The organism is Pantoea sp. X-Soil-OKNW-713 (assembly GCF_059730685.1).
In genome coordinates, this window is record NZ_AP035995.1 from 3,434,940 (window position 1) to 3,457,881 (window position 22,942).

The window sequence follows — 22,942 nt, forward strand, 5'->3', positions numbered from 1 at the left end:
ATCAATGCCACCATTGCAAACCTTGCAAAGTGACCATCGCGATAACGATGTAACGCAGTGTTTTACCGATGGCGAGAAACAACAACGCCGGAAGCCAGCCAACGCGCAACCAGCCTGCGAAGACGCAGAGCAGATCGCCCACCACGGGTAGCCAGCTAAACAACAGGGCTGCAGGTCCGAATCGGTGTAACCACGTCATTGCTGTGTTATGCCATCTCCCCTGCCCTTTTGGTGGCATCAGGCGACCAAGAAAAATGTTCGTCAAGCCGCCCAGCGTGTTTCCCACTGATGCAGCCAATAGCAACCCATAGACCGACCCTTTTTGGGCGATCAGTAGGGCAACCAGCATCGCTTCTGAGCTTCCCGGAAGGAGAGTGGCACTCAGAAAGCTACTGCCAAATAACGAGCCATAAGTCAGAAAGTCATTCACAGTAAACGGACATCAACCACATCCATACCTGCCGCTTTAGCTGCCTGCACGCCAAAATCAGCATCTTCAAATACCACACATCGTGCGGGAGCAACGCCCATCAGCTCGGCGCAGCGCAAAAAGGTATCAGGTTGCGGTTTATGGCGCAGGACATCATCGGCGCCGACGACTGCGGTAAAAAGATGATAAACCCCTAACTGCTTCAGCAACGCTTCCGCCAGGCTGTGTTCACTGCCGGTCCCCACCGCCATCGGACGACGGCCATGATAAGCCTTGACCACTTCCATCAACGGCAACGGACGAACGCTATCCAGCAACATCGCTTTGAAGGCCACGGTCTTTTCCGCCGCCAGCTGATGTGGATCATGCGTAGCGTTGTTTTGCTCGATGATAAATTGCGCCAGCTGCCAGGTAGGCGCACCGTTTAAGCTCACCATTTTTTCGTCATCAATGGTGAAACCATAGCGGCTGAGAACCTGATGCCAGGCTTTTCGATGTGTCGGCTCGGAATCGAGAATCGTGCCGTCCATATCGAAAATCAAGGCGTCATATTGGTCGTACATTGTCACTCCGGACATCCTGCAAAGGTGCCCTTACTTTAACGTAATGCGCTCAGGTTGTCGCCAGGTGTGCTTAACAGCAAATGCTTTGAAAGCATTAGCAATTTTGGATTTAAGAAAAAGGTGAGAAAACGGTACCGCGCATAAATGACGGTTAATTCAGTGTTTTTATTTGAACGGCGAGTAAAGACGAGAGAATGGTGCATCCAGGAGGATTCGAACCTCCGACCGCTCGGTTCGTAGCCGAGTACTCTATCCAGCTGAGCTATGGATGCATTGAGAGTTTTTCTTGCGACGGACTGACTGAAGTTGATGATGAGACAAAGAATGGTGCATCCAGGAGGATTCGAACCTCCGACCGCTCGGTTCGTAGCCGAGTACTCTATCCAGCTGAGCTATGGATGCATTGCGAGATTTTCTTGCGATGGACTTACTGAAATCAACCTGGGAATGATACGAAGAATGGTGCATCCAGGAGGATTCGAACCTCCGACCGCTCGGTTCGTAGCCGAGTACTCTATCCAGCTGAGCTATGGATGCATTTCTGAAAATTCTTGTACAACGCAGGGTGCTAACAACTCACCACGAAAGGAACTGCTCGTTCACTCTTTACGACATCTTTTTCGATGGTGCATCCAGGAGGATTCGAACCTCCGACCGCTCGGTTCGTAGCCGAGTACTCTATCCAGCTGAGCTATGGATGCATCGAAAAATGGCGGTGAGGCGGGGATTCGAACCCCGGATGCAGCTTTTGACCGCATACTCCCTTAGCAGGGGAGCGCCTTCAGCCTCTCGGCCACCTCACCTTACGCGTTCTTACGAACTGTGCTGCTGAACTTTGTTTCCGCTCATCGGCACTGCGTGGCGCACATATTACTTTCCCGCACTTATAAGTCAAACAATTTTTCCCACTACAAGTTTGTTTGCACAAATGACAAACAATCCGCGCAATTTGCCGACAAAAAGAGTGATTAATCAACAGTAAAAGGTCGATACGGATAACAAAATGAGAAAGAAGAAAATAACAGGAGAAGCAGAAAAGCAGGGGAAAAGCGGTAGCGCCTCGCCGCAAAGCGAGGCGCTGAATCCGTTAGTAACTCGTAGGCTGAGCTTTTTCTGCCTGGATGCGCTGATAGATCTCTTCGCGATGCACTGAAACCTCTTTAGGTGCATTGACGCCAATACGGACCTGGTTACCTTTAACTCCCAGCACCGTTACAGTCACCTCATCGCCAATCATGAGGGTTTCACCAACTCGACGAGTTAGAATAAGCATTCTTTGCTCCTTGAAAGATTAAAAGAGTCGGGCCTGTTCGGGTTCCCGGCCATATCCATCATATACTGCCGAACAATGTCTATGACAAATACACCATTGTGGTTTGTCACGCCAATACATTCTGCTGATAGTTAGTTTAGCCGAAATACACTGCCTCAACCTGACTTTGTCATTACCTGGTGCACATCGCGTTAAAAAGCGCCGGAACATCTGTTCCTGGCGCTCCTCACGATGCTTAGTTTTATTTCGTTACAGTCGATTGCTAACCCAGTCCTGCACACCTGCAAGCGCACCGGCCAGTGCCTGCGGATTAGTACCACCCGCCTGTGCCATATCCGGACGACCACCGCCTTTACCACCGACCTGTGCGGCCAGCTCACCGACCAGTTCACCCGCTTTGACGCGGTCAGTCAGGTCTTTGGTTACCCCGGCAATCAGTGACACTTTGCCTTCAGCAACGGTTGCCAGCACGATAATCGCGGAACCAAGCTGGTTTTTCAGATCATCCATCATAGTACGCAACATCTTAGGCTCAACGTTGCTCAGTTCGCTCACCAGCAGCTTGGTGCCTTTCACATCCACGGCTTTACTACTGAGGGATGCGCTCTCTTGCGCAGCCTGCTGGTCACGCAGTTGCTGCAACTCTTTTTCCAGAGCACGTACGTGATCCACCAGACCACGCACTTTTTCGTTCAGGTTGCTGCTGTTGGCTTTCACCAGATGCGCGATATCCTGCAACTGATGGCTTTGCGCATTAACTTGCGCCAGAGCGCCTTCACCGGTAACGGCTTCAATACGACGCACGCCGGCTGCGGTACCTGACTCAGACTGAATGCGGAACAGGCCAATATCACCGGTACGTGCTGCGTGCGTACCACCACAAAGCTCAGTGGAGAAATCACCCATGCTCAGCACGCGTACGCGCTGGTCGTATTTCTCGCCAAACAACGCCATTGCGCCCTTCGCTTTGGCTGCTTCCAGGTCCATGATATTGGTTTCAACTGCCAGGTTACGACGAATCTGGGCGTTGACGATATCTTCAACCTGACGGATTTCCTGCGGTTTCATCGCTTCAAAATGGGAGAAGTCGAAACGCAGGTATTTGTCGTTTACCAGCGAACCTTTCTGCGCTACATGGTCACCGAGAACCTGACGCAACGCGGCATGCAGCAGGTGTGTCGCCGAGTGGTTCAGGCGAATACGTGCGCGACGCTCTTCATCAACCTGCGCATTCAGGCGATCGCCGACACGCAGTTGACCTTGGGTAAGCTTACCGATATGACCAATCGCCTGACCATACTTCTGTGTATCCTGGACGCTAAATTCAGCATTATTCCCAGCCAGTACACCGGTATCACCCACCTGCCCGCCTGACTCACCGTAAAACGGCGTTTCATCCAGTACTACTACCGCGTTCTGGCCTGCGCTGACCTGCTCAACCGCTTGACCGTCAACAAACAGGGCCTGCACCGTGGAAGCCAATGCCAACTGGTCGTAGCCTTTAAACGCTGAGGCCGAGTCAATACGAATTACGCTGTTATAATCGGCACCAAAACCACTGGCTTCGCGTGCGCGCTGGCGTTGCTGCTCCATCGCCACTTCGAAACCAGCTTCATCGATCTTCAGATTACGCTCACGGCAGACGTCTGCTGTCAGGTCTACCGGGAAGCCGAAGGTGTCATAGAGACGGAAGACAGTTTCACCATCAAGGGTATCACCTTGCAGTTTTGCCAGCTCTTCATCCAGCAATGCCAGACCACGCTCCAGCGTTTTCGCGAACTGCTCTTCTTCTGCTTTCAGGACATTCTCTACCTGAGCCTGCTGGCGTTGCAGATCTTCACCCGCTGAACCCATCACTTCAATCAGCGGTGCAACCAGTTTGTAGAAGAAGGCATCTTTTGCGCCAAGCATATTACCGTGACGTACTGCACGACGAATGATGCGACGCAGCACATAACCACGGTTTTCATTCGAAGGGATCACACCATCAGCAATCAGGAAAGCACAGGAACGGATATGGTCAGCAATAACGCGCAGTGATTTGTTGCTGAGGTCAGTCGCACCCGTCACTTCAGCCACTGATTTAATCAGTTTGGCGAACAGGTCGATTTCGTAGTTGGAGTTTACGTGCTGCAATACCGCGGCAATACGCTCCAGGCCCATGCCGGTATCCACCGAAGGTTTTGGCAGCGGCAGCATGGTACCGTCGGCCTGACGGTTGAACTGCATGAACACGATATTCCAGATTTCAATGTAACGGTCGCCATCTTCTTCCGGGCTTCCCGGCGGGCCACCCCAAATATGATCGCCATGATCGAAGAAGATTTCACTGCACGGACCGCACGGGCCGGTATCACCCATCTGCCAGAAGTTATCAGAGGCGTAAGCGCTACCTTTGTTATCACCGATGCGAATAATACGTTCGCGCGGAATACCAATGTCATTCGCCCAGATGTCATAGGCTTCATCGTCCGTTTCATAGACGGTGACCCAAAGACGTTCTTTCGGCAGCTTAAACCACTGCTCACCCGTCAGCAGTTCCCAGGCGTATGCAATCGCGTCTTTTTTGAAATAGTCGCCAAAGCTGAAGTTGCCCAACATTTCAAAGAAGGTGTGATGGCGTGCAGTGTAGCCTACGTTTTCGAGATCGTTGTGCTTACCACCGGCACGCACACAACGCTGCGCCGTGGTCGCACGCGAGTAATCGCGCTTATCCTGACCGAGGAAAACGTCTTTAAACTGGTTCATCCCGGCGTTGGTAAACAGCAGCGTCGGGTCGTTGTTCGGTACGAGGGAGCTGCTGGCTACAACCTGATGTCCCTTGCTATGAAAAAAGTCGAGAAACGCTTGACGGATCTCAGCAGTGCTCTTGCTCATAAATTTCCTGGAATCACGCTAACGAACGTTCCCTTTCGTCTGGCAAGCCGCATGCGCCCGACCCACCGCTGACTGAGGAACAAAAAGTGGGAATAAGATAAATTTTCTTCAGTGGGAAGTAAAATCCCATCGCCTTTCAGTCATCAAAATTTCTGAAAATGGCCTGAATATCTTCCATCAAAAAGCCTTTTGTCATCAAAAAACGCTGGACCTTGCTCTTCCCTGCCCAGTCTTTTGGTAACGGATCGCCAAACTTGCGCGTTGCCAGGTTAGCGGCGCACGCCACCCAGTTGACCTCAGTATCAAACAGCGCTTGGTCAATTTCATCGCGGGCGATGCCCTTTTGTTGCAGCTCCATACGGATACGTTGTGGGCCATAACCTTTGCGACTGCGGCTCAGGATAAAACGCTCCGTGAAACGTTGATCGTTTAACCAACCGTTTTGCTGACACCAATCAGCTACCTGATCCAGCAGTTCATCCGGGATCGGTTCGACCGCTTCCTGCTTCATCCAGGCTGAGCGCTGATTGGAAAGTTGTAGTTTTCCCTTCAGCTCTTCACGGCTGTGATCACGCTGAGACAGGATACGCATCGCACGATCCAGTAAGCGGGAAAACGTTGGCGCGGGTGTCGGTGATGATGACATATGATCTACCTTGTTCAGACAGTAGCGCAGGGTAAAGCAAGAATTCAAAGAGGGAAAGTGCTGGCGGGGAAAAACAAAACGGGAGCAGAATGCTCCCGTTGAGGTATCAAAAATCTTCGTTGGTTTCGCTGGCTTCTTCGTAGTCGTCAGCGGAAACATCCGCAGCAGCACCAGTGGCGGTTGCACCGGTCAGCAGCATATCGCGCAGCTTCTGATCGATTTCATTGGCAATCGCCGGGTTCTCTTTCAGGAAGTTGGTCGCGTTGGCTTTACCCTGACCAATCTTGTCGCCGTTATAGCTGTACCAGGCACCCGCTTTTTCAACCAGCTTGTGCTTCACGCCCAGATCGACCAGTTCACCGAAGGTATTGATGCCTTCACCGTACATAATCTGGAACTCAGCCTGTTTGAACGGTGCCGCAACTTTGTTTTTCACTACTTTCACGCGCGTTTCGCTACCCACGACCTCGTCACCTTCTTTAATGGCACCGATGCGGCGAATATCGAGACGTACGGAAGCATAGAATTTCAGTGCGTTACCACCGGTGGTGGTTTCCGGGTTACCGAACATCACACCAATTTTCATACGAATCTGGTTAATGAAAATCAGCAGCGTGTTGGACTGCTTCAGGTTACCGGCCAGCTTACGCATCGCCTGGCTCATCATTCGTGCAGCCAGACCCATATGGGAGTCACCAATCTCACCTTCAATTTCGGCTTTCGGCGTCAGCGCAGCAACGGAGTCAACAATGATGACATCAACCGCACCGGAACGCGCCAGCGCGTCACAAATTTCCAGCGCCTGCTCACCGGTATCCGGCTGAGAACACAGCAGGTTATCGATATCAACACCCAGTTTTTTCGCGTAAACCGGATCCAGCGCATGTTCAGCGTCGATAAAGGCACAGGTTTTACCCTTGCGCTGTGCTGCGGCAATCACCTGCAAGGTCAGCGTGGTTTTACCTGAAGATTCCGGGCCATAAATCTCAACGATACGGCCCATTGGCAAGCCACCTGCACCCAGTGCAATATCCAGTGACAGAGAACCGGTGGAGATGGTTTCAACGTCCATCGAGCGGTCTTCACCCAGGCGCATGATGGAGCCTTTACCAAATTGTTTCTCAATCTGGCCCAGCGCGGCAGCTAAAGCCTTCTGTTTGTTTTCGTCAATCGCCATTTCCACTCCTAATCATGCCGGGTAAGCAGGCATTTCTGTATGCCAGCTCGCGTTCTGTTGCCGGTAATTATACTGTACAGTCATACAGTATCAAGTTTAATTTGTCAGAAATTCATCATGCAGCGTTTGCAACGCCCAGGCTACGGATTGACGCCGCACTGCATCACGGTCGCCATCAAAGCGTTGGCACTGCGCCACTACGCGCCCTTCCGGTCCGGCAAAGCCAAACCAGACGGTGCCAACCGGCTTATCCGGCGTGCCGCCATCCGGCCCCGCAATACCGCTGACGGCAATGGCATACTCCGCCGCTGCTTCTTTCGCGGCCCCTGCGGCCATCTCGCGCACCGTTTGCTCACTCACCGCACCAAACTGCGCCAGCGTGCTGGCCTGCACGCCAACCATCTGCTGTTTAGCCTCGTTGCTGTAGGTAACGAAACTGCGTTCAAACCAGGCAGAACTGCCGCTGATATCGGTAAATACTTTCGCAATCCAGCCGCCAGTACAGGACTCCGCCGCAGTAATGGTTGCCTTGCGCATTTTCAGCTGTTCGCCAATGTGACGACTCAACTGTTGTAACTGTGCATCGTTCATCGCCTTCTCCTTATCTGGCGCTCACGTTAACAGGAAATGGTGCAGCGAAGGACCCTTTTCAACCCTGATGTTGCGTTTTGCGCGCGGGCTTCCACAAGTTTCAGCGGGTTTTCATCGCCACCATAAAAAGACGCGGGAAAGCCAGCAAAACCTTGCCATTGCTACGGCTCGGATAAGCAGGAATTAATCGCTGATGATATTCCGCTAAAAAGGCCTTTTGCTGGCTTTCATCCAAACCAGCGAGGAAAGGACGCAATCCCGTTGCACGCAACCAGGTAATGATGGCCTGCGCATCGGACATAACGTGGTAATAAGTGGTGCGCCAGATATCAACCTCACAGCCAGCATCGTTCAGCAAATCATAATACTGTTCGGTGGTAAGTAAGCGTTTACGATCGGCAGCCTGGGGCGAAATATGAGTTCGCCAACGCTCAGTCGCCGCCACTTCACGCATCAGGCGATGTGAGGGTTCCTCAAGGTTATCAGGCATCTGAATCGCCAGAGAACCACCGATATCGAGCTGACTGACCAGATGCGGCAGCAACGTCTGATGATCGCCCAACCATTGCAATGAGGCGTTGGCGTAAATCACCTGCTGCGGTTGCTCCGCCTGCCAATGACGAATATCAGCCTGCGCAAAACGGCAATCCGGAAGGCGCTCGCGTGCCTGCTCCAACATGGCCTCTGAACTGTCGATGCCGGTGACGATCGCTTCCGGCCATGCCTGTGCCAACAATTCAGTACTGTTACCCGGCCCACACCCCAAGTCCGTGGCATAGCGCACATCAGGGGTGGCAATCCGTGTCAGCAACTCGCGGGCTGGCCGAGTCCTTTCTGATTCAAACTGCCGATACAGCTGTGGATTCCAGTCTTGCATTTGAACGCTCCTGTTTTACCCGAAGAACCAAACACTACCCGCTTTTTCCACTTTGCAGGGAGGAAAAGTGCTGTATCTCACCTTTTTTAACATCAGGGTCTGGTCAGTCATGACAATGGGCATTAAGTTAAAACGACGTTTCATTTTTTCATAACAAGGAGTTTGCTATGGCTACACAACCTGCACTGGCTGGTGTCTGGTGTCCGTCGGTAACCCCTTTTGATAGCCACGGTAACGTGGATGTTGATGCCCTGGGTCGCCACTTTTCCCGGCTCAATGATTCAGGAATTGATACAATTTTGTTAATGGGCAGCATTGGCGAATTTGCTTCGCTCACCCAGCCGGAAAGGCTGCGTTTGCTGCGCGAAGCCCGCCAGCTCTCGCCATTAACGATGGTCGCGAACGTGTCCAGTACCTGCGTGCCAGATATGCTGCAACTGGCTGAAAGCGCATGGCAAAACGGTTTTGATGCGGTGATGGTGCTGCCGCCTTATTACTATGGTCAGACGCAAAAACAATTGCTGAGCTACTTTAAAGCTCTCGACCGACAATTGGGTGGCAAATGGTTCGCCTATAATTTCCCGGCGCGCACTGGTTGCGATCTGACACCGACCCTGGTGGCTGAGCTGGCGGCAGAATTGCCCAATTTTATCGGGATTAAAGATACCGTCGATTGCCTGTCACACAATCGTGCGCTGATTGAAGAAACACGAAAAGTTCGTAGCGATTTTGCCGTGCTGTCGGGGTATGACGAATACTTGCTGCCTAATCTGCTGGCAGGGGGCGCTGGCGTGATTTCAGGCCTGAATAATATCGTGCCGGAATTGTTTGCGCAGGCAATGCAGGCGTGGCGCGCAGGTGATTTGCGCCAGTTAACCACCATTCAACAACGCATCGGTCAGTTAATGGCGATCTATACCATTGGTGATGATTTTGTCACTACTATCAAAACTGCCGTCGCCCGCCGTTTTGAGTCAATGGCCAGCCATTCGCGCAACTACGGCGGTGAATTGAGTGCAGCGCAGTGCGCGGAAATCGATCGCCTGCTGGCATAAAGAGGAATACGGGCGGCGCTAAGCCGTCCGATCATCAGTTCTTTTTCACGAACTCCGATTTGAGCTTCATCGGCCCAAAACCATCGATTTTACAATCGATATTGTGATCGCCTTCAACCAGACGAATGCTTTTAACTTTCGTGCCGATTTTCAGGGTCGAAGAGCTACCTTTGACTTTCAGATCTTTGATAACGGTGACGCTATCACCATCCACCAGCAGGTTGCCATTCGCATCGCGCACCACCAGACCATCAGTTGCTGCATCGTCAGCACTCAACGACCAGATATGGCCGCAGGATGGGCAGTTCAGCTTCTCGCCATCCTGCCAGGTATAGTCAGCGTGACATTCAGGACAGGCCGGTAAGGTATTCATAAGCGCTCCTCAGAGAAAAAGTCGCGGCAAAGATGGCGCCGCAAAAGGGGCGCCATCTTATCTCCTTACTAACTGTAAGGACAGCATTAAAATATCGCACCCTGCCGCGCTTTGCTGACAGCTTCACCCAGTTGCCACACCGCCATAGCATAATGCGTGCTGTGATTGTAGCGAGTTATGACATAGAAATTGGGCAGCCCGTACCAGTATTGATAACTGGTGCCGAGATCGAGGCGCAACAAACTGGCCTGCTGGTTACCGTCAAGCGAACCTTGAGGCGTCAAACCACTCGCTGCCAGCATGCTGACCGGGTACATGGTTTTAAAACCATTTTCCAGTGCAGGTGCCTGGCCACTGGCGGGGACGGCAACCGTCTCGCCAGCCCGCCAGCCATGCGCTTTGAAGTAATTAGCGACGCTGCCGATGGCATCAACCGGATCCCACAAATTGATATGTCCGTCGCCGTTGAAGTCGACCGCATACTGCTTATACGAAGAAGGCATAAACTGGCCGTACCCCATCGCCCCGGCAAAAGAACCACGGAGATCCAGCGGGTCATCCTGTTCGGTACGCGCCATCAGCAGGAAGGTTTCCAGCTCACTGCTAAAGTAGGCTGCACGGCGTGGATAGCTGAAGGAAAGAGTTGCCAGCGCATCCAGCAAACGGGTTTTACCCATTACCCGGCCCCAGCGCGTCTCTACACCAATAATGCCGACAATAATTTCCGGCGGCACGCCATATACCTGCTGGGCACGTTGCAGCGCATCCTGGTATTGATTCCAGAAGGCAACGCCGTTTTGCACATTATCAGGGGTGATAAATTTATTGCGATAACGAATCCAGGCACCGTTAGGCCCAGTGGGGGGTGTGTAGCTCGGTGCCTGTTGGTCCATCAAACGCAGCACGTAATCCAACCGCTTTGCCTGACCAATTACCGCATGCAATTGTTGGCGGTCAAAACCATGCTTCGCCACCATCTCGTCAATAAATTTTTCAGCAGCGGGATTACCGGCAAAATCGCCAAACATGGGCTGATTTGCATGGGATGCATCCAGTAAAAAGCCCCCCTGCGGGGCAGAAACAACAGCGGGCTGCTGAGATGTATGAGGCTTACTGCTACAGGCAGCAAGCAGAGCAATAAGCGGGAGAAAAGCAACCTTAAAACGCATCGGATATCCATAAACCAGACGAAACTAAAGCACACATATTAATCGTTCAGAAACCCGACTTACAGGGCAATATCTTAAATTTACGTCAGTTATCTCTGCCATCATGCTGACAGACAAAATTTGCGACCCATCTCCATACTTTACTCTTTTCCCGTTTTTTTATTTTTTCCTGACACAGCAATTTGTTATGGTCGGCAACCGAAAAGCCCGTGGGCGGATGAAGGAGATGCCGTAAAAATGGTAACATCCCCTCTTTCGTTGTTGCCCCATCGTGATGACGACATCTTCCCCTGTGGCAACCATGCGCCGCAGGTCATCAAAGAGTAAATATAAAGTGAGAAAGAGATGAAAGGAGCAGAGCAAATGGACTTCAGCGCCCATACGCCCATGATGCAGCAATACCTGCGTCTGAAGGCCGATCATCCTGACATTCTGTTGTTCTATCGCATGGGCGATTTTTATGAGCTTTTTTACGATGACGCAAAACGCGCCTCGCAGCTGCTGGAAATCTCTCTCACCAAACGTGGTGCGTCAGCAGGCGAACCCATTCCGATGGCAGGTGTCCCCTATCACGCCGTTGAAGGTTATCTGGCGAAACTGGTCCAGTTAGGAGAATCGGTCGCAATTTGCGAGCAAATTGGCGATCCCGCGTTGAGCAAAGGTCCGGTCGAACGCAAAGTCGTACGTATTGTCACCCCAGGAACCATCAGCGATGAAGCGCTGCTACAGGAGCGTCAGGACAACCTGCTGGCCGCCATTTTCCAGAGCCAGCGGGGTTTTGGCTACGCCACGCTGGATATCAGTTCAGGACGTTTTCGCCTGAGCGAACCCGGAGATCCGGAAACGATGGCTGCCGAGTTGCAGCGTACTAACCCGGCCGAATTACTCTATCCCGAAGATTTTCAGGCGATGTCGCTTATCGACCAACGACGCGGCCTGCGTCGTCGCCCACTTTGGGAATATGAAATCGATACTGCACGCCAGCAGTTAAACCTGCAATTTGGCACGCGCGACCTCAACGGTTTTGGCGTTGAACAGGCGCATCTGGCGCTGCGCGCGGCGGGATGTCTGCTGCAATATGTCAAAGATACCCAACGCACCTCACTGCCGCATATCCGCTCGCTCAGTATGGAACGCCAGCAGGATAGCGTGATCATGGATGCTGCCACGCGTCGCAATCTGGAAATCACGCAAAATCTCGCCGGTGGCACCGACAATACCCTGGCCGCCGTGCTGGATAAAACCGTCACGCCGATGGGCAGTCGTATGCTGAAACGCTGGTTACATATGCCATTGCGTGATGTCGACACCATCGCACGCCGTCAGGAAGCGATTGCGGAATTACAGGCGCACAGCGAAGAGCTACAACCGGTTTTACGTCAGATTGGTGATCTGGAACGTATCCTTGCCCGTCTGGCGTTGCGCACCGCACGCCCGCGCGACCTGGCGCGTATGCGCCATGCCTTCCAGCAGTTGCCGGAGCTGAATACCCTGCTGCAAACGGTGAACGCGCCACAACTCACGCAGTTGCGTAGCCAGATGGGCGAGTTCAGCGAACTGCGCGAATTGCTGGAAAACGCCATTATTGAATCACCGCCAGTTCTGGTGCGTGATGGCGGGGTGATTGCGCCAGGTTATAACGCCGAACTGGATGAGTGGCGCGCGCTGGCCGACGGTGCCAGCGATTACCTTGACCGCCTGGAAATTCGTGAGCGGGAAAAACTGGGGCTGGATACGCTTAAAGTTGGCTTTAACGCAATTCATGGTTACTACATTCAGGTTAGCCGTGGTCAAAGCCATCTGGTGCCCATCCATTATGTGCGCCGCCAGACGCTTAAGAATGCCGAGCGCTATATCATTCCTGAGCTGAAAGAGTACGAAGACAAGGTGCTGACCTCAAAAGGGAAAGCGCTGGCACTGGAAAAAGGCCTGTACGACGAGCTGTTTGACCGCCTGCTGCCACATCTTGAAGCCCTGCAATTAAGCGCGGCGGCGCTGGCCGAACTCGATGTACTGAGTAACCTGGCGGAGCGCGCCTGGACCCTCAACTATTGCCGTCCGGTGCTTCAGGAGAAAGCGGGGATCCGCATCACGGGAGGTCGACACCCGGTGGTGGAGCAGGTTCTGAAAGAACCCTTTATCGCCAACCCGCTTTCGCTGTCGGCACAGCGACGTATGCTGATTATTACCGGCCCCAACATGGGCGGTAAAAGTACTTACATGCGTCAGGCGGCATTGATTGCGCTGATGGCCTGGATCGGCAGCTTCGTGCCTGCTGAAGAGACGGTGATCGGCCCTATCGATCGCATCTTTACCCGCGTAGGGGCGGCTGACGATTTGGCGTCCGGGCGTTCTACCTTTATGGTGGAAATGACCGAAACGGCCAATATTCTGCATAACGCCACCGAGCATAGCCTGGTGTTGATGGATGAAATCGGTCGCGGCACTTCAACCTATGATGGTCTGTCGCTGGCGTGGGCCTGCGCCGAAAGCCTGGCTAACCGTATCAAAGCCATGACGCTATTCGCCACCCACTATTTCGAGCTGACAACGCTACCGGAAAAAATGGAAGGCGTGGTCAACGTACACCTGGATGCCGTGGAACACGGTGACACCATCGCGTTTATGCACAGCGTGCAGGATGGCGCGGCCAGCAAAAGTTATGGCCTTGCCGTAGCGGCGCTGGCGGGTGTACCGAAAGAGGTGATCAAACGTGCCCGTCACAAGTTGAAGGAGCTGGAAGCGCTGTCGGGGAGCACTGCCGCCTCGACGGTGGAAGGTTCCCAGTTACCATTACTGGTAGCGGACACCTCACCGGCAGTGGAAGCGCTGGAAGCATTGGATCCCGACACCCTGACGCCACGTCAGGCGCTGGAGTGGATCTATCGCCTGAAAACGCTGGTCTGACAAAGGGCTAGCAGTTGCGGCGCGATTTATCGCGCAATTCTGTGCAGAGTGCAAGAAAAAGGCGCGCGATAAATCGCGCCACGACGGAATGTATGTCAGCACCAGGGTCTACAACCCTGCTTAAGGGATCCCGTGTCAATTACCATCCTGAATCGCAGGCATAAAAAAACGGTGACCAGATGGTCACCGTTTTTATGTAGCGATTACGGTTTATTCACGAAACAGCGCTTCTATATTCAGGCCCTGAGTCTGCAGAATTTCACGCAGACGACGCAGCCCTTCCACCTGAATCTGACGAACACGCTCACGGGTCAAACCGATTTCGCGGCCCACATCTTCAAGCGTTGCCGCTTCATAGCCCAACAGGCCGAAACGACGCGCCAGCACTTCACGCTGCTTGGCATTCAGTTCAAACAACCACTTAACGATGCTTTGTTTCATATCATCGTCCTGCGTGGTGTCTTCCGGGCCGTTATCTTTTTCATCGGCCAGGATATCCAGCAGCGCTTTTTCGGAATCACCACCCAACGGTGTGTCAACCGAGGTAATACGCTCGTTGAGACGTAGCATACGGCTTACATCATCAACCGGTTTGTCCAGCTGTTCGGCAATCTCTTCGGCACTCGGCTCATGATCGAGTTTGTGCGAAAGTTCACGCGCGGTACGCAGATAGACATTTAACTCTTTAACAATGTGGATAGGCAGACGAATAGTACGGGTTTGGTTCATGATTGCCCGTTCAATGGTCTGACGAATCCACCATGTGGCGTAAGTCGAGAAGCGGAACCCACGTTCCGGGTCAAACTTCTCTACAGCACGAATGAGGCCGAGATTACCCTCCTCAATCAGATCCAGCAGCGCCAGACCACGATTGCTGTAACGACGGGCAATCTTCACCACCAGACGTAAGTTACTTTCAATCATGCGGCGACGAGAAGGAATGTCGCCTCGTAATGCGCGGCGGGCAAAGAACACCTCTTCTTCCGCCGTTAACAATGGAGAATAACCAATTTCTCCGAGGTAGAGCTGCGTCGCATCCAAAACGCGTTGCGTCGCACCCTGTGACAACAACTCTTCTTCCGCTACATCGTTATCACCAGGTTCGTTCTCAACGAGAGCCTTCTCATCAAAAACCTCAGCTCCGTTCTCCTCGAATTCCGCATCTTCGTGTAACTCGTTAACTTTCAGCGTATTCTGGCTCATAAGCGGCTCCTACCCGTGATCCAAGGGCAGAACACCTGGGTTCTGCCGGATTATCGTTGCGGTAAGTAACGCAACGGATTTACGGATTTCCCCTTGTAACGAATTTCAAAATGCAATCGTACTGAACTGGTTCCGGTGCTACCCATCGTAGCTATTTTTTGCCCAGCTTTAACTTCCTGTTGTTCCCGGACCAGCATTGTGTCGTTATGGGCGTAGGCACTCAGGTAGTCATCATTGTGTTTGATGATGATTAAATTACCGTACCCACGGAGCGCGTTGCCTGCGTATACCACCCTACCCGAAGCAGTGGCGACAACAGGTTGTCCACGCGAACCGGCGATATCGATCCCTTTGTTTCCGCCTTCCGCAGCGGAGAAGTTATCGATAATCTTCCCATCAGTCGGCCAACGCCAGCTTCCCACCGGGGTTGTGCTATCCGTCGTGCTGCTGACTGTGGGTGGTGCGATAACCGGAGCTGTGGTCGTTGCCACATTATTTGCCCCTTTCGACGGCAACAATTTGCTGCCTGAAGAATTACCCGAATCATCAGAATACGTAATAACAGGTTGCTGTGCAACCGGGGCAGATTTAATTTGCGAAGAACCCGGTGTGACAGGTACGCCACCCTGAGTTGCATCAGCGGCAGTGATAGCGTTACCACCGGTAATTGACTGTCCGGCACCGTTCCCAACCTGCAACGTTTGCCCGGCGTTCAGGCTATACGGGGCGGGGATGTTGTTACGTTGCGCCAGGTCGCGATAATCATTGCCGGTAATCCACGCAATATAGAACAAGGTGTCGCCACGTTTAACGGTGTAAGTTTCGCCACCATAGCTACCTTTCGGAATATTCCCATAATTGCGGTTGTACACAATGCGACCATTTTGCGTCGTCACATTATTATTACCACTAATCATTCCGCCCGATGGCGGTGCAGAAGGTACGCCACCGCTTAACATTCCGCCGTGCGGCATCGTAGGTACGCCGCCACCCGAGGTATCGCTCATACCACCGTTGCCACCGATCTGGCTGATGGGTGCTTGTGTATTATCGCTGGAGCTACAGCCTGCCAGCCAAAATCCGACCAGTGTCAGTGCCGCCAGACGGCGTAATTGAAATGTTGTGCTTCCCGTGCTCATTGATCCCCCGTGATGGCAATCCTGGATATGACTGTGTCTGCGCAACCGCATTTTACACTGCATAATGCAGGTGAAACGGCCTTTAGCATTGATTAACAAGGATAGTAACAAGATCAACTGCGCCGTGCCATGTAACAGTTGTGAACAAGTACGAAGAGCTTCAGGCCAGGTCGCCCTGTACTAAAGGCACAAAGCGGACGGGTTCGATAATCTCTTCGATCATCTCATCCCCCTGACGGCGCAGACGTTTTAACACTTGTTGATCTTCCCCAACCGGCAGCACCATTCTGCCGCCATCACGCAATTGTGCTATCAGCGCAGTCGGAATTTCAGGAGGTGCCGCCGTAACGATAATGGCATCGAACGGACCGCGTGCGGCCCAGCCCTGCCAGCCGTCACCGTGGCGAGTTGAAACATTATGCAGGTCGAGCTGCTTCAGGCGGCGTTTCGCCTGCCACTGCAACCCTTTGATGCGTTCTACGGAATAAACGTGATTGACCAGATGGGCCAGAATCGCCGTCTGATAGCCTGAACCAGTGCCAATTTCCAGCACGCGCGCGTCAGCATTGAGTTCCAGCAATGCCGTCATGCGCGCCACCATATAGGGCTGTGAAATGGTCTGCCCACTACCGATCGGCAACGCGACATTGTCCCAGGCTTTGTGTTCGAAGGCTTCGTCGATAAAACGCTCACGCGGCACATCGGCGATGGCTTTCAGCAGATGTTCATCATGGATACCCTGGGCGCGCAGTTGCGCCAACAAGGTTTCAACGCGCCGGTTCACCATGCCAAATCCACCTCCGCCTGGGTCAACCAATCGCTTAACACCACCTGCGCCGCCGGGGCGGTCAGGTCAACATGCAACGCGGTGATCGAGACATAACCCGCATCCACCGCGGCAAAATCGGTATCCGGGCCAGCATCCAGTTTCTCTCCCGGCGGCCCAATCCAGTACAGGGTGTTGCCACGCGGATCTTGCTGGCAGATGACCTGGTCGGCAGGATGACGGCTGCCACAACGCGTCACGCGGAAGCCTTTCACTTCCTCCAGCGGGAGATCAGGCACATTAATATTGAGAATACGACCGGTGCGCAGCGGTTCACGCGTTAACGCCCGCAACAACGCGCAGGTAACAGCGGCAGCCGTGGCGTAATGTTGATGCCCATCCAGCGATACCGCCAGCGCCGGTAAGCCAAGATGGCGGCCTTCCATCGCGGCGGCCACAGTGCCGGAATAAATCACATCATCACCGAGATTGGGACCGGCATTGATACCGGAGACCACAATATCCGGACGCGGTTGCATCAGGGCATTCACCCCCAGAAACACGCAGTCGGTCGGGGTGCCCATCTGCACGGCGATATCACCATTTTCATGGGTAAAGGTACGAAGCGGTGTCTCCAGCGTCAGCGAGTTTGACGCGCCGCTGCGATTGCGATCGGGTGCGACCACCTGGACTTCAGCAAACTGGCGCAGTGCGCGCGCCAGGGTCTGAATGCCCGGAGCATGAATGCCGTCATCATTACTCAGCAATATCCGCATCGTTACCTTCTTGTTGGAGAAGCTCACGCACGACGCTGGTAGCAAAGCTGCCCGCAGGCAGCCAGAACGCCATCTCCAGCGTCACATCATCCCACCAGTTCCAGTGCAAGTCCTTTGGCACCACACGCATCGCGCGGCGTGCCGCATCAACACGTTCACGCTCAAGCAGTGTAATCAATTCTGCCGCACCTGCCAGGCTGTGCTGTTCAAATTCAAGCGCTTCCACCTGGGTGCCCCAGTCGCCACGACCAGGCAACGGCGCGGTGATCCGCAGTTCATCCTGATTCACGCGCTGTTGCAGTTCAGTCAATTCTTCTGTCTGCGCGACGAACCAGCTACCACGCCCGGTCAGTTGCAAGGCATCGCCGCTCATCACCGCGTCGAGATTGCCGTCTCGCTGCAAACGCGCGCTGGTGACCTGATTAAACAGATGACTGCGGGTGGCCGAGAGCAACAAGCCTTTTTTGTTGCGATCGCGTGGGCGGAAGCGATCCTGCGCCCACTGCTGTGCCTGGGTCAGATTATTACCCTCACGGCCAAAACGCTGCTCACCAAAATAGTTCGGCACACCGCTTTTCTGAATTTTCTGTAAACGCTGTTCCACCACGGTCTGATCCGAGATTTGACGGATCACCAGACGAAACGCATTCCCCGCCAGCGCACCGGTACGTAGTTTACGCTTGTGGCGCACCACCTGCAGGATTTCTACGCCTTCCAGCTTAAATTCAGACAGATCAGGCATCGCGTTGCCCGGTAAACGGAAACACAGCGTCTGCTCGGTCACCGCATGGCGGTCTTTCATCCCGGCATAGCTGAGATCACGCACATGCACGCCGAGAAACTTCGCCAGCGCTTCGGCGACAAAGCGGGTGTTGCAACCGATTTTACGGATGCGTACCAGCAACTGTTCACCTTCGCCGTCATAGGGATAACCAAGATCCTCAATGACGACAAAATCTTCTGGATTGGCTTTAATCACGCCGGTGGCGCGCGGCTTACCGTGCAGGTACAGCAGTTCACTCATGCGCCAGCCACCTTCACCAGCAGTGCCACAGCTTCACAGGCAATACCTTCGCCACGCCCGGTAAAACCCAGTTTTTCCGTGGTGGTCGCTTTAACATTCACCTGATCCATATGACAGCCAAGAACTTCAGCGATATTCACACGCATCTGCGGTACATGCGGCAGCATTTTCGGTGCCTGGGCGATGATGGTGACGTCAACGTTACCGATCTGGTAACCCTTCTGCTGAATACGGCGCCAGGCTTCGCCCAGCAAACCACGGCTATCCGCCCCTTTATAAGCCGGATCGGTATCAGGGAACAGTTTACCGATATCGCCCATCGCCACTGCGCCCAGCAGCGCATCGGTCAACGCGTGCAGTGCCACGTCGCCATCAGAATGGGCAATAAAACCGTGTTCGAAGGGAATACGCACCCCACCAATCACCAGAGGACCCTCGCCTCCAAAGGCGTGGACGTCGAAGCCGTGACCGATACGCATCATGCGCTCTCCTTTAACTGAATCTGGGTAAGATAAAAGGCCGCCAGCGCCAGGTCTTCTGGCCGCGTCACCTTAATGTTATCACTGCGGCCGCTCACCAGTTCGGGATGGTAACCGCAGTATTCCAGCGCCGAGGCCTCATCAGTGATGGTCGCGCCCTCATTCAGGGCGCGCGTCAGGCAGGCCATCAGCAGCGCATGGGGGAAAAATTGTGGCGTCAGCGCGTGCCATAAATCTTCACGCTCAACGGTGTGCGCAATGGCGGCTTTACCCGGTTCGGCGCGCTTCATGGTATCGCGCACCGGTGCCGCCAGAATCGCGCCCACTTTGCTGTGCTGACGCACCGCCAGCAGACGCGCTAAATCATCAGGATGCAGACACGGCCGCGCCGCATCATGCACCAACACCCACTCCCCGTGCGTCACCGCTTGTAAACCGGCCAGCACCGACTCGGCGCGTGTCTCACCGCCGGTGACGCGCAGCACGCGTGTGTCCTGCGCCAATGGCAGCGAATCAAACCAGCCATCATCGGGACTGATAGCAACAATCACCTGTTTGACCGCAGGATGTGCCAGCAAACGAGCAACGCTATGTTCAAGAAGGGTGAGTTGACCGATGGTCAGATACTGTTTCGGGCAGGCAGCCTGCATGCGGCTGCCAATACCGGCAGCGGGCACTACGGCGATCACATCCGCAGAGGAAGAGTGGTTATTCATGGTTTATCGTTGTTGATTTTGCGCAGCTTGTTGCGCGTTACGTTTGCTCTGGTCTGGCACCAGACGATAGAAGGTTTCACCAGGCTTGATCATGCCCAGCTCATTACGTGCGCGCTCCTCAATAGCCTCAGAGCCGCCGTTGAGATCGTCAATTTCGGCGAACAGCTGATCGTTACGCGCTTTTAGTTTGGCGTTATTCGCCTGTTGTGACGCAACATCATCATTGACGCGCGTATAGTCATGGATCCCGTTTTTGCCCAGCCACAACGAATACTGAAGCCAGCCGAGCAAAACGAGTAGTAATAGCGTCAGTTTTCCCATCCCAGCCCCCTGAAAAACGGCTCAATCATCCCATAACTTCGCGCCGGACTCCACTCCAGCAGCGAAAATGCCGTTTACGGACGATTGTCCGTACAAATATTGATTCACTGGTGCGGCAATTGGCAGGTAAAGTTTTGTAACCTGCCGACGCGTTTGCACATCAGGCACGGCCTACCAGCCGGAGAGAAATGAGAAGAGTAGCCAGAACAGGCATACCACCACGATCGCCGTCACCACCCCACTCCAGAACAGATGACCACGCATCATCAGGCTGAGGACAATACCAATCAGCACCGATACCGGCAGCAGGGCAAGGAAGAACGGCCAGGTATAGAGGAAGAAAAACAACGTATTGGAACCGTAGAGCAGGAACGGAATTGCCAGCGCACACCAATACGAGAGAAAACCAATCACACCACCCGGTAGCGACGAGCGAGGCTCATCCTGGGTGCGTTCATCTTTGCGTGCCAGCATAGGGGTAACGTTCTGCATAGAGTTCCTGTTGACGCTAATCGCGGCAAATCATGGCGATTTGCCGCTGTCTATTCAGGATCTGATGATATCGCGGTGACGCAGCAGGTCTAACAATTGGGCGGTGAGTTTTGTAACCAATTGTTCACCATCGAGGTGGATTTCCGGCGCCTCTGGCGCCTCATAAACACTGTCGATACCGGTGAAATTGCGCAGTTCTCCGGCTCGCGCTTTTTTATACAATCCTTTCGGATCGCGCGCTTCGCACACCGATAACGGCGTGTCGACAAACACTTCCACAAACTGCCCATCCGCCAGCAGGTCACGCACCATCTGACGTTCAGCGCGATGCGGCGAAATAAAGGCAGTCAGCACCACCAGCCCGGCATCCACCATCAGTTTGGCCACTTCACCGACGCGACGAATGTTCTCTTTACGATCGTCATCGCTGAAGCCGAGGTCACGGCACAGGCCGTGACGCACGTTGTCACCATCCAGCAGATAGGTACTGACGCCAAGCCGATGCAGCGCCTGCTCCAGCGCCCCGGCCACCGTGGATTTGCCCGAGCCAGACAGCCCGGTAAACCACAGCACCACACCCTGATGGCCGTGCTGCTGCTCACGCTCAGCACGGGTCACCGGATGATCGTGCCACACCACGTTTTCATCGTGTTGCGCCATTACTGACCACCCAGCAGATCGCGAGCATTCCAGTGCGGGAAGTGACGACGAATCAACGCATTCAGCTCCAGCTCGAACTCGCTGAACTGGCTTGCCTGGGCGCGGTTAGCGCTTTGCGGTTCTTCAATCAATCCGGCACCCACGGTAACGTTGCTCAGACGATCGATAAAGATCATGCCGCCCGTCACCGGGTTGTCACGATATTTGTCCAGCACCATCGGCTCATCAAAAGTGACTTCCACCAGACCAATGCCGTTAAGCGGCAGACTGTCGGCGCTGCGTTTTTCCAGCGTGTTGATGTCGAACTGATGGATTACTTTTTCCACCCGGCCACGCGCTTTCTTACCGGCGATCTTCACGTCATAGCTCTGGCCCGGCTGTAGCGGCTGCTCGGCCATCCACACCACGTTAACGGTGGCGGATTGCACCGATTTCAGCTCGGCTCCCGCATCAACCAGCAGGTCACCACGGCTGATGTCGATCTCGTCTTCCAGCACCAGGGTAATGGCTTCTCCGGCAGCAGCTTCCTGCAAATCGCCATCAAAGGTCACGATGCGCGCAATCGTCGATTCCACGCCCGATGGCAGCACCTTGACGCGTTGGCCAACCTTGACCACACCTGACGCCAGCGTACCGGCATAGCCACGGAAATCGAGGTTTGGACGGTTCACGTACTGCACCGGGAAACGCATCGGCTGATGATCCACCACGCGCTTCAGTTCCACCGTTTCCAGCACGTCGAGCAGGGTCGGGCCGCTGTACCACGGCATGGTTTCGCTCGGCGATGCTACGTTATCCCCTTCCAGCGCCGACATCGGTACAAAGCGAATATCGAGGTCTTCTGGCAACTGCGCGGCGAAATCGAGGTAGTCCTGTTTGATCTGTTCAAACACATCCTGTTTGTACGCCACCAGATCCATTTTGTTGATCGCCACCACCAGATGCTTGATGCCGAGCAGTGTGGAGATAAAGCTGTGACGGCGGGTCTGATCCAGCACGCCTTTACGCGCATCGATCAACAGGATCGCCAGATCACAGGTAGACGCACCGGTCGCCATATTACGAGTGTACTGCTCATGTCCCGGCGTGTCGGCGATGATAAATTTGCGCTTCTCGGTCGAGAAATAACGATAGGCCACATCAATGGTGATGCCCTGCTCACGCTCGGCCTGCAAACCATCCACCAGCAGCGCCAGATCGAGTTTCTCGCCCTGGGTGCCATGACGTTTGCTGTCGTTGTGCAGCGAAGAGAGCTGATCTTCATAAATCTGGCGGGTATCGTGCAGCAAACGGCCAATCAGCGTACTTTTGCCATCGTCAACGCTACCGCAAGTCAGGAAACGCAGCAGGCTTTTATGTTGTTGCGCGGTCAGCCAGGCTTCCACGCCGCCCTGATCGGCAATCTGTTGTGCAATAACGGTATTCATC

The 22,942-nt window shown here is 53.9% G+C and carries 23 protein-coding genes and 5 tRNA genes; 2 read left to right on the forward strand and 26 right to left on the reverse strand.

The window, feature by feature from the left end:
- Window position 1 precedes the first annotated feature (1 nt).
- The 13 genes from AC6I8R_RS16110 to tam all read right to left on the reverse strand — a co-directional run bounded on the left by AC6I8R_RS16110 (window position 2) and on the right by tam (window position 8,434).
- A complete protein-coding gene (locus AC6I8R_RS16110; protein ID WP_497832579.1) occupies window positions 2-430 on the reverse strand; it encodes a YqaA family protein in 429 nt (142 codons plus the stop codon).
- Window positions 427-993, reverse strand: coding sequence for a fructose-1-phosphate/6-phosphogluconate phosphatase (gene yqaB / locus AC6I8R_RS16115; RefSeq protein ID WP_208723744.1), 567 nt, complete (start codon window positions 991-993; stop codon window positions 427-429). The genes AC6I8R_RS16110 and yqaB overlap by 4 nt, the downstream gene beginning before the upstream one ends.
- Before the next feature lie 195 nt (window positions 994-1,188).
- Window positions 1,189-1,265: transfer RNA gene (locus tag AC6I8R_RS16120), tRNA-Arg, on the reverse strand.
- 53 nt (window positions 1,266-1,318) lie between these two features.
- Window positions 1,319-1,395, reverse strand: a tRNA-Arg gene (locus tag AC6I8R_RS16125).
- Between the two features lie 58 nt (window positions 1,396-1,453).
- A tRNA-Arg gene (locus tag AC6I8R_RS16130) sits at window positions 1,454-1,530 on the reverse strand.
- Window positions 1,531-1,617: 87 nt separating this feature from the next.
- Window positions 1,618-1,694 (reverse strand) — tRNA-Arg (locus AC6I8R_RS16135).
- 9 nt (window positions 1,695-1,703) lie between these two features.
- A tRNA-Ser gene (locus AC6I8R_RS16140) sits at window positions 1,704-1,796 on the reverse strand.
- A gap of 284 nt (window positions 1,797-2,080) precedes the next feature.
- Window positions 2,081-2,266 carry a carbon storage regulator CsrA gene (gene csrA, locus AC6I8R_RS16145; protein WP_013510212.1) on the reverse strand — a complete coding sequence of 62 codons (186 nt, stop codon included), beginning with the start codon at window positions 2,264-2,266 and terminating at the stop codon, window positions 2,081-2,083.
- 249 nt (window positions 2,267-2,515) lie between these two features.
- Window positions 2,516-5,143, reverse strand: a complete 2,628-nt coding sequence (alaS, locus tag AC6I8R_RS16150; RefSeq protein WP_497832580.1) for an alanine--tRNA ligase — start codon at window positions 5,141-5,143, stop codon at window positions 2,516-2,518.
- A gap of 136 nt (window positions 5,144-5,279) precedes the next feature.
- Entirely contained in the window at window positions 5,280-5,789 is a 510-nt protein-coding gene (locus AC6I8R_RS16155) for a regulatory protein RecX (RefSeq protein WP_415175585.1), read from the reverse strand.
- A gap of 106 nt (window positions 5,790-5,895) precedes the next feature.
- Window positions 5,896-6,966 carry a recombinase RecA gene (recA, locus tag AC6I8R_RS16160; RefSeq protein WP_021184507.1) on the reverse strand — a complete coding sequence of 357 codons (1,071 nt, stop codon included), beginning with the start codon at window positions 6,964-6,966 and terminating at the stop codon, window positions 5,896-5,898.
- A gap of 96 nt (window positions 6,967-7,062) precedes the next feature.
- Window positions 7,063-7,557: a nicotinamide-nucleotide amidase gene (pncC, locus tag AC6I8R_RS16165; RefSeq protein ID WP_208723742.1), complete on the reverse strand. Its 495-nt coding sequence runs from the start codon at window positions 7,555-7,557 to the stop codon at window positions 7,063-7,065.
- A 100-nt stretch (window positions 7,558-7,657) separates the two neighbouring features.
- Window positions 7,658-8,434 (reverse strand): trans-aconitate 2-methyltransferase, encoded by a 777-nt coding sequence (gene tam, locus AC6I8R_RS16170; protein ID WP_415175586.1) that lies wholly within the window; start codon window positions 8,432-8,434, stop codon window positions 7,658-7,660.
- Between the two features lie 167 nt (window positions 8,435-8,601).
- Here tam and AC6I8R_RS16175 point away from each other — a divergent pair, with 167 nt between their 5' ends.
- Complete coding sequence (locus AC6I8R_RS16175; RefSeq protein WP_021184511.1) at window positions 8,602-9,489, forward strand: dihydrodipicolinate synthase family protein; 888 nt, start codon at window positions 8,602-8,604, stop codon at window positions 9,487-9,489.
- Between the two features lie 34 nt (window positions 9,490-9,523).
- On the opposite strand, the gene AC6I8R_RS16180 is transcribed toward AC6I8R_RS16175, so the two are convergent.
- Complete coding sequence (locus AC6I8R_RS16180; RefSeq protein ID WP_415175587.1) at window positions 9,524-9,862, reverse strand: zinc ribbon domain-containing protein YjdM; 339 nt, start codon at window positions 9,860-9,862, stop codon at window positions 9,524-9,526.
- An 86-nt stretch (window positions 9,863-9,948) separates the two neighbouring features.
- Window positions 9,949-11,031 (reverse strand): lytic murein transglycosylase B, encoded by a 1,083-nt coding sequence (mltB, locus tag AC6I8R_RS16185; RefSeq protein ID WP_021184513.1) that lies wholly within the window; start codon window positions 11,029-11,031, stop codon window positions 9,949-9,951.
- A gap of 363 nt (window positions 11,032-11,394) precedes the next feature.
- On the opposite strand from mltB, the gene mutS reads away from it, so the two are divergent.
- Window positions 11,395-13,938: a DNA mismatch repair protein MutS gene (gene mutS / locus AC6I8R_RS16190; RefSeq protein WP_497832768.1), complete on the forward strand. Its 2,544-nt coding sequence runs from the start codon at window positions 11,395-11,397 to the stop codon at window positions 13,936-13,938.
- 210 nt (window positions 13,939-14,148) lie between these two features.
- Here mutS and rpoS read toward each other — a convergent pair whose 3' ends face one another.
- From rpoS to cysN, 11 genes are all read right to left on the reverse strand, one after another.
- Window positions 14,149-15,141, reverse strand: coding sequence for an RNA polymerase sigma factor RpoS (rpoS, locus tag AC6I8R_RS16195; RefSeq protein WP_013510222.1), 993 nt, complete (start codon window positions 15,139-15,141; stop codon window positions 14,149-14,151).
- A gap of 50 nt (window positions 15,142-15,191) precedes the next feature.
- Window positions 15,192-16,280 carry a murein hydrolase activator NlpD gene (gene nlpD / locus AC6I8R_RS16200; protein WP_415175589.1) on the reverse strand — a complete coding sequence of 363 codons (1,089 nt, stop codon included), beginning with the start codon at window positions 16,278-16,280 and terminating at the stop codon, window positions 15,192-15,194.
- A 160-nt stretch (window positions 16,281-16,440) separates the two neighbouring features.
- Window positions 16,441-17,067 (reverse strand): protein-L-isoaspartate(D-aspartate) O-methyltransferase, encoded by a 627-nt coding sequence (locus tag AC6I8R_RS16205; RefSeq protein ID WP_021184516.1) that lies wholly within the window; start codon window positions 17,065-17,067, stop codon window positions 16,441-16,443.
- On the reverse strand, window positions 17,061-17,822 hold the full coding sequence (gene surE / locus AC6I8R_RS16210; RefSeq protein WP_497832581.1) for a 5'/3'-nucleotidase SurE: 762 nt from the start codon (window positions 17,820-17,822) through the stop codon (window positions 17,061-17,063). The genes AC6I8R_RS16205 and surE overlap by 7 nt, the downstream gene beginning before the upstream one ends.
- Window positions 17,803-18,846 (reverse strand): tRNA pseudouridine(13) synthase TruD, encoded by a 1,044-nt coding sequence (gene truD / locus AC6I8R_RS16215; RefSeq protein WP_021184518.1) that lies wholly within the window; start codon window positions 18,844-18,846, stop codon window positions 17,803-17,805. Before truD ends, surE begins: the two co-directional genes overlap by 20 nt.
- Window positions 18,843-19,325 carry a 2-C-methyl-D-erythritol 2,4-cyclodiphosphate synthase gene (gene ispF / locus AC6I8R_RS16220; protein ID WP_302474912.1) on the reverse strand — a complete coding sequence of 161 codons (483 nt, stop codon included), beginning with the start codon at window positions 19,323-19,325 and terminating at the stop codon, window positions 18,843-18,845. Before ispF ends, truD begins: the two co-directional genes overlap by 4 nt.
- On the reverse strand, window positions 19,325-20,041 hold the full coding sequence (ispD, locus tag AC6I8R_RS16225) for a 2-C-methyl-D-erythritol 4-phosphate cytidylyltransferase (RefSeq protein WP_021184520.1): 717 nt from the start codon (window positions 20,039-20,041) through the stop codon (window positions 19,325-19,327). The genes ispF and ispD overlap by 1 nt, the downstream gene beginning before the upstream one ends.
- A gap of 3 nt (window positions 20,042-20,044) precedes the next feature.
- Window positions 20,045-20,362 (reverse strand): cell division protein FtsB, encoded by a 318-nt coding sequence (gene ftsB / locus AC6I8R_RS16230; RefSeq protein WP_036626556.1) that lies wholly within the window; start codon window positions 20,360-20,362, stop codon window positions 20,045-20,047.
- 171 nt (window positions 20,363-20,533) lie between these two features.
- Entirely contained in the window at window positions 20,534-20,854 is a 321-nt protein-coding gene (locus tag AC6I8R_RS16235) for a DUF3561 family protein (protein WP_021184523.1), read from the reverse strand.
- A 54-nt stretch (window positions 20,855-20,908) separates the two neighbouring features.
- On the reverse strand, window positions 20,909-21,514 hold the full coding sequence (gene cysC / locus AC6I8R_RS16240) for an adenylyl-sulfate kinase (RefSeq protein WP_021184524.1): 606 nt from the start codon (window positions 21,512-21,514) through the stop codon (window positions 20,909-20,911).
- Window positions 21,514-22,941, reverse strand: a complete 1,428-nt coding sequence (cysN, locus tag AC6I8R_RS16245; RefSeq protein WP_021184525.1) for a sulfate adenylyltransferase subunit CysN — start codon at window positions 22,939-22,941, stop codon at window positions 21,514-21,516. Before cysN ends, cysC begins: the two co-directional genes overlap by 1 nt.
- Window position 22,942: the final 1 nt, after the last annotated feature.